At 56.2% G+C, this 13,157-nt stretch carries 10 protein-coding genes and 1 tRNA gene; 3 read left to right on the top strand and 8 right to left on the bottom strand.

All coding sequences use genetic code 11. The features are described from left to right. Window positions 1-132 precede the first annotated feature (132 nt). From P8935_RS11515 to P8935_RS11500, 4 genes are all read right to left on the bottom strand, one after another. Window positions 133-1,701 carry a GMC family oxidoreductase gene (locus P8935_RS11515; protein ID WP_348265144.1) on the bottom strand — a complete coding sequence of 523 codons (1,569 nt, stop codon included), beginning with the start codon at window positions 1,699-1,701 and terminating at the stop codon, window positions 133-135. 46 nt (window positions 1,702-1,747) lie between these two features. Continuing rightward, complete coding sequence (locus P8935_RS11510; protein WP_348265143.1) at window positions 1,748-2,461, bottom strand: gluconate 2-dehydrogenase subunit 3 family protein; 714 nt, start codon at window positions 2,459-2,461, stop codon at window positions 1,748-1,750. Between the two features lie 100 nt (window positions 2,462-2,561). Beyond that, complete coding sequence (locus tag P8935_RS11505; RefSeq protein ID WP_348265142.1) at window positions 2,562-3,326, bottom strand: LytTR family DNA-binding domain-containing protein; 765 nt, start codon at window positions 3,324-3,326, stop codon at window positions 2,562-2,564. Beyond that, window positions 3,323-4,501 carry a histidine kinase gene (locus P8935_RS11500; protein WP_348265141.1) on the bottom strand — a complete coding sequence of 393 codons (1,179 nt, stop codon included), beginning with the start codon at window positions 4,499-4,501 and terminating at the stop codon, window positions 3,323-3,325. The genes P8935_RS11505 and P8935_RS11500 overlap by 4 nt, the downstream gene beginning before the upstream one ends. A gap of 189 nt (window positions 4,502-4,690) precedes the next feature. Between P8935_RS11500 and P8935_RS11495 the strand changes: the two genes are divergently transcribed. Continuing rightward, the gene (locus tag P8935_RS11495) at window positions 4,691-5,629 is read left to right on the top strand and encodes a tetratricopeptide repeat protein (RefSeq protein WP_348265140.1); all 939 of its coding nucleotides are present in this window, start codon (window positions 4,691-4,693) and stop codon (window positions 5,627-5,629) included. A gap of 374 nt (window positions 5,630-6,003) precedes the next feature. Here the strand turns inward: P8935_RS11495 and P8935_RS11490 are convergent, their stop codons facing one another. The 3 genes from P8935_RS11490 to P8935_RS11480 all read right to left on the bottom strand — a co-directional run bounded on the left by P8935_RS11490 (window position 6,004) and on the right by P8935_RS11480 (window position 9,359). Then, window positions 6,004-7,785 (bottom strand): hypothetical protein, encoded by a 1,782-nt coding sequence (locus P8935_RS11490; protein ID WP_348265139.1) that lies wholly within the window; start codon window positions 7,783-7,785, stop codon window positions 6,004-6,006. 201 nt (window positions 7,786-7,986) lie between these two features. Continuing rightward, window positions 7,987-8,670, bottom strand: coding sequence for an anti-sigma factor (locus tag P8935_RS11485; RefSeq protein ID WP_348265138.1), 684 nt, complete (start codon window positions 8,668-8,670; stop codon window positions 7,987-7,989). After that, window positions 8,667-9,359 (bottom strand): sigma-70 family RNA polymerase sigma factor, encoded by a 693-nt coding sequence (locus tag P8935_RS11480; protein WP_348265137.1) that lies wholly within the window; start codon window positions 9,357-9,359, stop codon window positions 8,667-8,669. Before P8935_RS11480 ends, P8935_RS11485 begins: the two co-directional genes overlap by 4 nt. 448 nt (window positions 9,360-9,807) lie before the next feature. Here P8935_RS11480 and P8935_RS11475 point away from each other — a divergent pair. Next, window positions 9,808-9,883, top strand: a tRNA-Ala gene (locus P8935_RS11475). A gap of 155 nt (window positions 9,884-10,038) precedes the next feature. Here P8935_RS11475 and P8935_RS11470 read toward each other — a convergent pair. Next, window positions 10,039-11,541, bottom strand: coding sequence for a glycoside hydrolase family 140 protein (locus tag P8935_RS11470; RefSeq protein ID WP_348265136.1), 1,503 nt, complete (start codon window positions 11,539-11,541; stop codon window positions 10,039-10,041). Between the two features lie 354 nt (window positions 11,542-11,895). Here P8935_RS11470 and P8935_RS11465 point away from each other — a divergent pair, with 354 nt between their 5' ends. Continuing rightward, window positions 11,896-13,155 (top strand): alpha-galactosidase, encoded by a 1,260-nt coding sequence (locus P8935_RS11465; protein ID WP_348265135.1) that lies wholly within the window; start codon window positions 11,896-11,898, stop codon window positions 13,153-13,155. Window positions 13,156-13,157: the final 2 nt, after the last annotated feature.

The raw sequence follows: 13,157 nt of genomic DNA, 5'->3' as shown, positions 1-13,157 counted from the left end.
GCAACACTCAGAGTCCCTATCTCACAAACACAGTTCGGCTTAGGTCGGCGGCCAGCGAATGTCACAACTTGGAGCTCGGCTTGATCCTACGCCTTGGAGCGGTAAGTGGATTTCGAGGACCAACACCGCGAATCAAATGTTCTGCCGCAGCATCTCTCCCGCCAGGTACTCGGATGCACGCATCGACAACGAGAGAATCGTCATCGTGGGATTCTGCCAGCCGGCACTGGTGAACTGGGCGCCATCCACCACGAAGAGATTCTTGTGGTCGTGCGACTGGCTGAATTTGTTGAGCACGCTTTTCTTCGGATCGTTGCCCATCCGGCAGGTGCCCACCTCGTGAATGCTGTAACCCGGAGGATTAGGTTTGTCGTTCTTTGACAGCACTTCAAACCCTGCCGCATCCGCCAGTTCGCAGGCTGTATTCACCGCATCTTTCGCCATGTTGAATTCGTTGTCGGTGTACTTCGTGTCCACATGCAACACGGGAATTCCCCACGCATCCCGGCGATCGTTGTCGATGCGGACATGATTTTCGTACCGGCCCAAAACCTCGCCCATGATCGTCATGTAAAACCCGCTGCCGTGGTACTCGTCCATCTTTCGCTGCAACTCTGCGCCGTACGCCGCAAAATTTCGCGCGCCCACTCCACCGGCCGACGCCGTCGTGTTGAAGGCATATCCGCGAAGAAACTTGTCGCTCTTCGAATCAATGTTGCGAAAGCGCGGGATGATCGCCGACGAACCCATCACACCTTTACTTTTTCCGTTGCGCGCTTCAGGCACGGAGCACACCACGCCCGCGCCATAAATCTGGTCCATCAGATAACGACCGACCAGTCCGCTGGAATTCGCCAGCTTGGAATTCAGCAGCAGCCGCGTGCTCTCAAGAGTTCCCGCCGCCAGAACGACAACACGAGCCTTCACGCTCATTTCGCGATGCGACAGACGATCGACAAAATTGCACCCATTGGGCTGCCCCGTATTCTTGTCGATAGTAATTTCGCGCACCACTGCATTCGCAATCGATGTGAGCTTTCCAGTCTTCTCCGCATCCGGCAGCAGCAGATTCACCGAACTCGCAAGCCCATCACGCCCCAGAGCAGCCCGCTGTTTGCACACCGGAATTCCCTTCGGCTTCGCCACATCCATGAACCTTTGCATCGCCGAACACCACGGCACATCATCAAGAGTGAAATTCCCATTCGGCATCTGCGGCGGCCCATCCAATGCACCCTTCACGCAGAAAATTCCTTCCACGCGCGAGTAGTACGGAGCCAGATCCGCGTGATTGATCGGCCAGTCCTCCCCAAATCCATCATGCGACTTCGCCTTGAATTCGTAATCACTCAGCCGGAATGACTGCCGCGACCAGAACAACGAACGTCCGCCAAACAGCCGCACGCGCACCCAGTTGTATGGCTGGTCGTTCTCAAATGTGTAGGGAACTTCCTGCTCATCTACCCACACGTTCGCATTGAACTCGTTGGACTGAAACACGTGCTCCAACCGGCCCGGCGGCCGGAATCCGCGAAACGGCAGCTCGTATGCTGCCTTCTTCTCCGCGTCGTGACTCACATCGGCCACCGGCCCCGCGTTCAACATCAGGCAGCGAATTCCATACTCGGTCAAAACCTTCGCAGCCATTCCTCCGGCATGCCCCGACCCGATAATCAGCACGTCATACGTTTCATTCAGCATCGCCCTGGTTGTTACTCCCTATTCCCTGATCCCTATTCCCTGTTTTTTACCGCGGATACGACGGCATCGGGTGATCCGATTTTGGAGCGGCCTGCACATGCGGTTGCACATGCGCGCAGTCCGAATCTCCAAACGATACATCCGGCTCGATGGGCGACCAGTAAAGCTCCACCGAAGTCCTGGGCTCAGAGCCCACTTCCGGCGCTGCAAACCATGCCTTCGAATTTACGGTAGCGGTGCGAATTTCATCGTGCGCAATGTTGATAAAGTCGGCGTGTTTCTCCGTCGGCGGGTTGTCGCTCATCCAAGTCCGCAGCCACGGCTTCAGCAACTCGTCCGCCTGCGTATCACTCAATTTTGCAAACTCGACGTTGAATTTTTTCTTCGCCTCGGCATCCAGCCAATCCAAGCCTTCGCTGTAGACCCGCTTGCGCGCGTCCGGCGAATCGCCGATCAAAAAATCCAGAAACATCGGCGTCTGCGCCTGCACTGCTCCCGGCTTTTCTCCGATTGGCGGCATCAGAAAATCGCTCAGGCGCGTCAGCGTGGCCATTTGTTCCGGCGAGAAGAAGCGCAGTTCCGCCACAGCCAGCTGGTCTGCAGCTACAACATGAGGAATCGGTGTTTTAGGGTTAAGCCCCAGTTGCCACGGCACGGGCGCCGGCAGCGGGGTCGCCGGGGTTGCAGCCTGTTGACTCAGTAGAAGTTTGGGAGCAGCACCGACTGCGAGCACGGCGCGGACAAAATCACGGCGCAGCATTGACCCTCCAGGGACATCACCCACGCTACAGCGCACCCCACTTGCCAGTCCAGCGCGAATTGTTCCCTACTCCGCAAACGATACCTCGACAAGGTTAGAGCTAAGCCCGCTTTCCCAGCAATCTTTCCACTGCGTCACGCTGATACCGCGACATCCGCAATTCCTCGCCGCTTTGCAGAACAACGATATGGCTTCCCTGAAACCACGGCTGCACTTCGCGGATGCGGCGCGCATTCACAATCGTCGATCGGTGAATGCGGATGAACTCTCGGGGATCCAGTTTTTCCATCAACGCTTGCAGGGTCTCTCGCACGTCAAAGACTTTCCGCGAAACATGCAGGCGTGCATAGTTCCCTTCCGCCTCGATCCAGTCAATGTCTGCCACGGCAACAAACATGATGCGACCACCCGTCGCGACTGCGAGGCGCTGTGCATAGTCTGTCTGCAGCCGGCTATCGAGTAGCGCAAACAGCCTTTGCGCTGCTTCCTTATCCTGCCGCCCCAGGCAGCGTTCGCGAGCACGCGCCAACGCACGCGTCAGTCGATCGGGTGCAAAGGGCTTCAGCAAATAGTCGACCGCATTTGCATCGAAGGCGCGAATCGCATAGCGGTCAAACGCGGTAACAAAGATTGTCACCGGCATCCGATCAACCCCGACCGCCTCGACCACTTGAAATCCGTCCATCTCCGGCATCTGCACATCAAGGAAAACAATATCCGGTTGCGCTTGCCGAATCGTCTGTACGGCCGACTCCCCATCGTCGCACTGTCCAATCAGGTTTACATCGCGTTCGCGCTTCAATAGTCGCACCAGCGCCGTCCGCGCCAGGGCCTCATCATCCACGATGAGCGCGCGCAGTGTCATGAGGCGGCCTCGACGACTGTTTGCGATTCGGCAGGTACGCTCTCGTGCGCCGGAACAGAGATCAGCACCACCACTCCTCCCCGAGCCAGCGAACGAAAGATCAGTTGACCTTTCGTTCCGTATAGCTGTTCCAACCGTGCCCGCGTATTACGTAATCCAACCCCGCGCATGAAGAGCTTTTCGCCCTCCTCTTCTGCCATGCTGTTCGCATTCCAAACTTCGATCTGCAAACCGCCATCCTTCTTGTGCGCGAAAATCTCTACGCAATCCTTTCCTTTGTGCTTTCCGATTCCGTGGCGAATCGCATTTTCAACCAATGGCTGCAGGATCAACGGCGGTATAAGCAAACTCAGCGTGTCAGGCTCGGCGTGAATCTCGACCGCAAGACGATCGCCGAATCTCGCACGCTGTATTCCGGTGTAAAGATCCAGAAACTCTAATTCGCGCGCCAGCGAAATTTCGTTGCATTCCATCTGATCGAGCGAAATGCGCAGCAATTGACTCAGCCGCAGTAAAACATCCTCGGCAGCGTGAGGGTCTTCCTGAACCAGCGTGATGGCGGCCTGCAGCGTATTGAACAAAAAGTGTGGATGAATCTGCATGCGCAGTTTCTCCAACTCCGCCGATGCAAGGCGCGTCTCAAGCTGCGCCTGCCGCAGTTCACGCTGCCGCATCTCCTCGCGTAGGTACGCAAAGCCGGCAATGATCGCAATGACGCAGTAGGCGATGAAGCCCAACAGGCCGCGCTTCTCAAACCATTCCGAAGTTAATGCGATTGACGTTGCCTGCAGTTCGTGGCTCATCGAGTAGATTGAACCAGCTATTCCGCGGCAAATAGCCTGGACAACCATGAGGCCAACACACGCCAATGCATGAGGAACGATGAGGTGCACTGCCCAATTTCGTCCCGTAATCGGATAGCGCAAACCAAGTTCGAATATCAGCGGCGTGAGCGCTGCATAGACGTACCAGTTGAATACCGCCCACGCGATGTAATGCATCGAGGGCAGAACGTACCCTCGCGCAGCATCGTTCATAAAGACCTGGCTGCTTTCGAGCAGCACCACACCTGTCCAGCAAAGGATCGAAACGACCAGGCGACGCAGATAGACGGGTGCCGTCCCGAGTTTCAGAAACTTCGCGCCCTCTTTCATACCGGGCACCGACGAGGCCATAGCATCCCCCTTGGTCACTTTATAGAGCCTACGCAAAGCAGTGAAGCAAAGATTCATGCCGCCAGAATTTCAATCTACGATTCGGCCCTTCTGCCCAACGATTCGTCCCGGCAAAGATCGATTGAACCCTTTGCGGCAGGAATTAGTGCGGCATGTGGCTAATCTCTGCGCAGCAGAGAGGTGAAGGCCATGCGGAACAGGATGAGGATCGCGGCAACTCTATTAACGGCGGTCGGAGTGATGTGCGCCAAGACGCCGGCGCAGCAGAACACCAACCCATTCGCGGAAAAGATAAGTGCACAGGAATTTGCTCAGCATCACGCGCCCGGAGATCGCGACGGCTCCGCGTGGCTCAAACTGGCCATCCTCTATCAAGACGCGGCGCGTTACACCAGCGCCGATAGCGCGTATCACAAAGCCATCGCGTTATTGAAGTCCAAAGATCGGAACACCTTTGCGGCAGCGCTCGATCATCTGTGCAGCCTCTACATCGAACAGGGTAGATTTTCCAAGGCTGAGCCATTGGAACAGAAGGCGCTCGAGATTCACGAGAATGCGAAAGACCGTGTGGGAATCGGCGTCACCTACACGCATCTCGCCAGCATTTCCTACGGACGACATGATCTGGCGAGCGCAGAGGCAGACGCGGAAATGGCAGCCAGCATTCTGATTCCCGAGAACCCTAATCTTGCAGAGACAGGCGCAACTCCTGAGGAGCAGATGTCTGCGCTGATCAATCTCTCACTCATTCGGTGCGCGAAGGGCGCATGCGCCGGTGCCATTCACGATCTCAATCGAGCTCTCAATCTCGCCCATGCGCACTACGCAATCAACAGCGTGCCCGTTGGACTCATCGATTTTCTGCTCGGCTACGCGCACTGGAAGAGCGGGGACAATCGCACTGCGTCGGAGTTGATGCTGGCCGGAACCACCGAGATGGAAGGCCAACTTGGCTGGGGCCATCCCACCTACGTCGCCGCTCTCAGGCAATACCGCTCCTTCCTCGAACAAAGCGGAGAAACCGCGGAAGCTTCCGAACTTGCAGTCCGCATTGCGAGCATTAGAAGAACACCTCCACGTTCATCCCGAGAACCCGACAGCATTCTGATTGGCTCGATGGTGCGGTGACCCATGCCTGAATGGTCGGCGATCGAACATCACTGTCAACATGCCGCTTTGCTTCGCTCGGCGTAAGTCGTTGAGACCACGAGGAAGAATGTCCGCCTGATTTTGCAGATTATTTACTCGTTTCAGAGCAACATAGACCTGTAGTTCAAATCCGTTCTAATCCACGGCCGGAGCATCGAAGGGGCGGCCAGAGAGGGATACCCCCCTCCCCCCCGGCATTTGTTCTTCTTTTCTTCACCCAATCAGATGTATACGCATGAAAATAAAGATCAAACTCCAAAATCAAGGCCTTCGATTCTGCACAAAAACAGATGCATTGCACTGAAAACAGTGCAATCTAATTCATTTGCTCGGACGGGCACACAGATGGAACTTTATTGAGGCTTCTGAGAGTTAGCCGCGGGAGCTGGCCCCGGTTTTGTCGGCGGCGCGGGTCCAGAATCATCCGCGTCGTCCTCGCAACTGTGGCCTTTCACTGCGTACGCAGCCTTTACTCCGCGCTCAGCGGCCAACCGCGTATCCTGCTGCCCGTCACGGGATGCGAGTGCCGCCTGATACTCCGAGACAGCCTGGTCGCGATGGCAATCGAGGTCCAGGATGCGCCCCAGGTAAATGTGCGACCACGCGAGCAGGCGCGGATCCTTGCTCGTCGAAATCGTCTTTTGGAAATCAGTAATAGCGACGTCGGGATGTCCGGTAACAATCGCCACGCGTGCCAGGATGAAATTGGCGCGTGCCTCCTGGGCCACAGAATCCAGCGTGTCGGAGCGATCGTTTAACGCAGCGTGCGCCATGGCGTTGGCCGTCGCGAAGTCTCCCTGCGCCAATTTGGACTCTGCCAAATCGAGCCCGCTGAGCACACGCGGCTTGCTTCTTTGCAGCACGTCGCCGTCAGCTTGCTTGTCAAATTCAGTTTGACGCGCGCGGTGTATCTGTTGCTCAATGTCCATCCCGTACACCATCTCACCGATGGTGTCACGCAGGCTGACGGCATCCCTTTCGAATTGGATCAGCTGCTCGAAGAAATACTGAGTCAGCACAAACCCCTGCGTCATATCGTGATGCACGGCCGCCACGCGCACGGCCTCCATCTTTTGGGCGGTGAATTGGCGCTCATGCTCGTAGCGCGGCAAATCAGAACGCTCCACACCAGCGGGAATCTTGTACTCGGGAATACCAGTATCCATGGTGCGCGCTTCGATCGCCTTAATCAGGCATTCAACCACCAGCGCTACCGTTTCAGATCGATACCGAAACTCCAGCGGAGTGTCATGCACTTCCTTCAAAATCGGCTGCATCCGCTCGATCGCGTTGCTGCGAGAGTAAAGCAACGGTTCAATGACATAGTGCAGATAGGTGTGACGCACGGCGTTCATCGGAATCGACCCGTTAACCGGCGATACCACGATGACGTAATCAGTTCCATAGACACGTGCATTCACCATCTTCGGTGACAGCAGCGGCTCGATGACCACAACGAAGCGACGACCCTCATAAGTTGTCGCCGGCATCTTCAAGTACAAGTTAGTCGACACGATCATCTTTGAGAGAGGATCGTGCAAGCGATCCGTCTCCACATCGTAGGAGTGATGGACCGCCAACCAGATCCCGTGAAGATCGACTGCCGCAACAAAGTCGCGCAGAAGTGGAGCTATCTCTACCACCTGCGTAGAATCAGGCGGCATCTCGGTCAGTTCCACCGTAGTCTCGAGCGCGGGAGGCGGACTGAGGTAAAGCGCGAGGGAGATGTACTGCGAGATATCGTGCTCGGTTCCGGTAAGCCGGTGCTGAGCAATGTACAGGCAGACCTTGTCGCGTTTGGCCCGCGCATCTTCGCTCTTCGCCAGAGCATCGTTGATCTCATCCCTCACACGTTTGCGGATGGGCGAACTGTCTTCGAGACCCTCGTCGTATCCGCAGGCGTTGAGCGCGGCGGCCATCACAAACACCTGCTCGGAACTCACGAGCGAGATAGTAGGACCGGCCGGGTCGACCAGCGAAGGGGCCTTTTCCTGCAGAGACTGGGACGAAGAACTCTGCCGCGGCGCAGGCTGGTTACTGCTGGATGCCTGTGCGTTTGCCGAGAAGGTGAGAGGACCAGCGAGAAGAAAAACGGCGGCAGGAATGACGAGTTTTGAAGAACAGCTACATAGCATCAAATTGGGACCTTGCCAAAAGTCTACGGCATTTCATCGGTCTTCGGCCTGAATCAGTTTTCCAAGTTTCTAGCCGTCACGGCAACCATGCGATTTGAACGGGGTAATCTTGGAAACTGCTCGTTAGACGTGTCAAATGCGCAAAAAGAAAGACCCTCACGCATACCTGCGAGGGCCTGACTTTTGACGATAATGGAAAGGTTATCCGCGAACGGAAACCCCCGAGAACGAAAGCACTGCAAGCCCGCGCACTGGCTGACCGAAGAAACGAGCCGGTTCGAAATGACTCCACAGCAACAGATTTTCCACTTGGGCCTTGGTGTTGGCATCGACTGGTCCAGAAACGATGCGATAGTCATACACTTCGCCTCGGCCGTTGATATAGGCCTCAACCACCACCGGTCCTCCCCCCTCGCGGATCTGGTCGTTGCTGCTGACCGCGGAAGAGAGATACAGAAAGTGTGGAGAAGTCGCCCTGCCCAATGGCTCGTCTTCGCCCCGGGCCATCTCTGGCCGGGTAAACATCCCCACCAGCACCGTAACTGTACCCAGCAGCAGGACTGCGCTTGCAAAGCCCGCTGAAGCCTGAAGCAAAAACGGCCCGACGGTATTTTCCCAAGCTAACTTCCAAGACTGAAAGACAGGCCTTCGACTGCGTGCCCGCTCATGGCTCACGGCTACACGGATGCGAAGCAGCAGGTCTTCCGGCTGCTGAACAGGTCCCAGAGCGGCCAGGGATAACTGCGTCTCCTTCGTAGCCTTCCACTCACCCGCGCAATCTCCGCATGCATCAAGATGCGCTGCAATATCCTGCATTTCGTGTCCGGTTAACCGGCCATCAAGATAATCAGAAAACTTCGATTGAATAGAGTTGCAGTTGCTCATCGCGCCTCCTCTCCCAGGGAGATCTCAATCCCGGCAGGCGTCGCTTTCTTTCTGCCCGGCTGAGACTCCATAAGAATGGCCCTCAGAAGCGCTCGTCCGCGAACGAGTCTCGATTTCACGGTACCGAGATTCACCCCTTGAATCTCAGCCACTTCCTCGTAAACAAAGCCCTCAATGTCCCGAAGGATGAGCGTAGTACGAAACGGCTCCGAAACCTGGCTTAGTGCTGCTTCAACAATCTCTCGGTTTTGCTGATGCATCGCCATTTCAAACGGCGACTCAGCCGGATCGATCAGTGTCTCTTTCAGCTTGCAGGAAGAGCCGAAATCGCTTGACGTCATCTCCTGTTCAATCGGAACCTCCTGCACTTTGTGCCTCATCCACCAGCGCCTCTGGTTCGAAGCTTCGTGCAGCGCGATGCGATAAATCCAGGTGCGCAAAGACGACTCCCCATGAAAATGCCGCACCCCACGGAACACCTTTACAAAAACTTCCTGAGTAAGGTCGGCAGCGTCCGCACGGTCGTGCACCATGCGCGCGAGCAGCGAAAAAATCGGTTGGTGGTAGTGGTTGATCAGCCACGCAAACGCTTCGTCTGAGCCTGCCTGCAGTTCTGCAATCAGTGCGGCTTCCTCTGATCGAATTGCGATCGCGCTAGCTAGATTACCCATGGTGAGATCCGCCTGCATTCCGTTCCCCCCACGTTATCGCATGAGCGGCATAGTTGGCATCTGCCAATTGTCCGATCGCTTAGGCCTCGTCTCCCCAATGGAAATCCACTGAGGTATTGAACGGCACCGACGCGTGGGAGCGAAGCACGATTGCCCCACGCCTATTCTCTTAGACACCGGGACACCCCCAAAGTGTTCCCGGTCACGGTTATATTCCTTCGCAGATACCGCATTCGGGAGGAGATAGTCGCCTAAACAGCTCGGCTACTTTGCCTTGGCCATACCAATGCCCCTGGCTTCCCAGTGCGAACTTCCGTCGCGCCTGTCGATAGCCCGCAGGTGATTGCTACTCGATCATCATCTACGGCAAAAAACACACTGGATCTAAGGCTTTCTTCATTGCTTTCCCGTGTTTGACGAATCCCCTCCTAAACGGAGACAATAGGAGAGTTGCATCCCCTAGAGTGGGCCTGTGGCGCAGCTGGGAGCGCGCTTCCATGGCATGGAAGAGGTCATCGGTTCGATCCCGATCAGGTCCACCAAAAACCTACCAAATCAGTAACATATACATAGTGAACGGCGATCCCGAACAGGAGATTGACCGCTTCCATGGAAATTCTCTACCAACAATTCATCCGAGAAAACAACACCGAAACAACAAAACGAGTGATATGTCCGTAATAGCCTGTTACCCGACTCAACGCAAGAGTCCCGGCGGGGGGAACTCCGCTGATGCATCATCCAAGACCAGCACCCAATCGGGCCCGTAGGAAGGCGTGCGAAACTGCTTTTCTTTCCCGCCATCCATCACACCGATCAGCGTTCCGATTCCCGTGCGCGGGTCAAACCACCAAGCGCGAATTCTGCTTGCTTTCAGTTTGCCTAAATCCACCGTTGCATCAAGATCGTTGATGGGGAAGTAGACAAATGCATAGCTGCCCTCGCGGTCGCGCGTTGCCTGCATATGCTCCCCGCCTATTCCAGCATCGCCGAGAATCACTGACTGGTCTGGAATTCTCCTGAAAAATGGTCGCGATTCTATTAATGCGCGCAAATACTGCATCTGACGGCCCGCGGGGCGCTGCGTCGCATCGATCCAGTCGCGATCCGCGTGATTAATAGTTCCGTTGCGCGCATTTGCAAAACCCCATACTGCGTGATGGCCGTATGTAACTCCGCAAGCGCCCGCAAACACCGAACGATAAACTTGCTTACGCACATCGATGTCGCGAAAATATCCGGTTGCCGGGTCCCACTCTGGCCATGGATTGTAGGGATGATCTTCATAGTTTGGTTCAAGGTCCAGGGTGGGCTTTACAGGTGTAATTGCATAGTCGCGGGCAATCCACTCCCACACAGGAATGTCGTGCCCGCCTCCATGACCGCTCTGCATGCCATTGATGGAGAGCCACGGTTCGTTGTGAAGAAATACCGATGAAGACTCCTTCCCTCCTTGGGGGTGGTAGACGATGATGGGCTTCCGGCCAAGCCCTTCTTCAAGTCCGCTGGCCACTTCGCGCCAGATGGGGGTCCAGTCCTGGTCGGAAGGAAAGCCCGCTGACCTGCCCATTTCCTGAAGATAGTCGTTGTTCATCCCTTTGAGTCGCGGGGGCCGGTCTCCGCCCAGAATCCAGAGCACGTTGGTTCGATCCCCGAGACGTTGCGCCAGGTAACTGGCGAATGAGTGCGCATCGCTCAAGTTGTCCAGGCGAAAAAGTCGGGGGCCACTGCCCCAGGGCGCCGTGAGTTTGTCGCCCCAAATGGGCACCAACGCTACATAGAGGCCATTCGCCGCAGCCTCGTCGACTATCTCAGCGACGCGATCAAAGTAGGCCGGGTTTGGGCGACGCGGATCGTTATCAATAAGAGGTTTCAGTCCAAGTGCGCTGGGCTCCGTGATTCCATTGAACTCTGATAAAACGACCGTCTGAATTACCGTGAAACCTTGCCTGCTTCGAGTGTGCAGATAATAGCTGGCTTCTTCGCGTGTAGTGTGATGAATCAGTTCCCAAGCGGTATCGCCCATCCAGAAGAAAGGCTGACCATCTTCCGTTGACAGAAGATGCCCATCCGAATGGACGCGTATCCGGGGCATGGGATTCGCCATTGCAGATCGAAGAGGCTCCGCGACAGAAACTCCAGCGATGGTCTCGGCTCCTAATGCCGCCACAGCCGAACCAAGAAATGTGCGACGGTCCATTGCAGCTTTCCTCCCTCGGTCTTTTATTCCACAACTCACATTACGCTCCAGATTTCGGCTTTGCCGCAAGAGGTGGCGGTGCAACATACATTCCGAGCGACCCACAAACTAACAGGAACGTCGCCAATGAGCGCTTTGCTCACTGAAGTCGACAAATAAAATCCGGTTCACCTGCAATATCATTGGACACTCGCCGACTAGCCAGTACTAACATCGGCGCGTGAAGAAAGTTTGCCTCCTCTGTTCATCAAACATAAGCGGAGTGTTGCATGGATTTCCTTATGCGCCGCACCCGGGATATTCCGCGTGATAGGATTTGCGCGAATTCTTTCCAGGAAGAAACGGGAGAACGCAATGGGATTGGGAGACAGGCTCAGCAGGAGAGATCTGCTCAGGTCAGGTGCTGTGCTGGTTGCAGGCATGGCGTGCGAACGCTCGCTACGCGGCGAGCCGCATGGCGACTTTGAAGAGCCGAAGGACGAAGCCTGGGAGTTGGGGAATGATCTGATTCGGCGCGAAGTGGGGTTCCGTCCGGGTATCGGTTTGTATACGAAACAGCTTTCGAACAAGTCGACAAAGACAGACCTTTTAGTTCCTGGGAGAGATATCGCGAAGGCGCGGCCGGAGTTTTCGTTCAACTGTGACGGGAAACCGTGCAACAGCAACAGCGGAGCCTTCGAGCTCCTGGGAGTGAGCGACGCAAGCACAGGCAACGGGCAGTCTCTTTCCGTGCGGATGAAGCACAAGAACATTCCGCTAGAGGTAACAGCGCTCTACTCGATTTACACAGGGCATGGAGCGTGCCGCAAGTCCCTGGTGATTAAGAACACGGGGGATGCCCCGCTCAGCATCACACATTTAATGGTGGAGACGCTGGAACTGGGGCTCGGGCCTGAGAACGAAATGACGCTGTGGACGCAATACGGCGTGGTTCCGCGGGAAATCTTCTATACGGGGCGCTCGGAAGATGCGTGTGTGATGGTGGTGAACGGGCGAACCGGGGATGGCGTGGCCATCCTCAACGAGGTTCCGGGGTATATGAAGCGCACCGAAGTGGCGGGGTGGGATGCAGAGAACAGCGTTCGGGTGAGCGCCATGTATGACACGGACGTGATGCCCTTTGAGCGGAGGCTTAGACCCGGCGAGGAGTTCACCACGGCAAGCGCGTCCCTGCTGCCGTTCAGGCGGGACGATGGGTTCAATGATTCGCGCTGGCGGGTGCCGGGCTATTCGGCCGCGGTGCTGGAGCGGCGCATCGATAAGCAGGGGCCACCGTGGATCTACAACACGTGGGAGCCGTTCGAGCGCGGCATCAACCAGGAGATCTCGATGGAGCTGATCGAGGCGGCTGGCGCAATGGGAATAGACATCTTCACCATCGACGATGGATGGCAGCAGGAGTACGGGGACAACGCGGTTAATCTGACGGCGTTTCCGGGCGGACTTGATCCAATTCTGAAGGCTGTGGAAGCGACGGGCATGCGTCTGGGGCTATGGATTCCGCCAGCCGCGATTGGAATGACGACGGAGTGTTACAAGGCGCACCCAGACTGGGCGGCGCTGGACCTCGAAGGCAACAGACGACGTGGACCATGGCGGGACAGAAGGCGGTGATG

It is taken from the genome of Telmatobacter sp. DSM 110680 (assembly GCF_039994875.1).
In the GTDB taxonomy this organism is placed as follows: Bacteria; Acidobacteriota; Terriglobia; order Terriglobales; family Acidobacteriaceae; genus Telmatobacter.
This window is presented reverse-complemented; position numbering and strand designations above follow the sequence as displayed.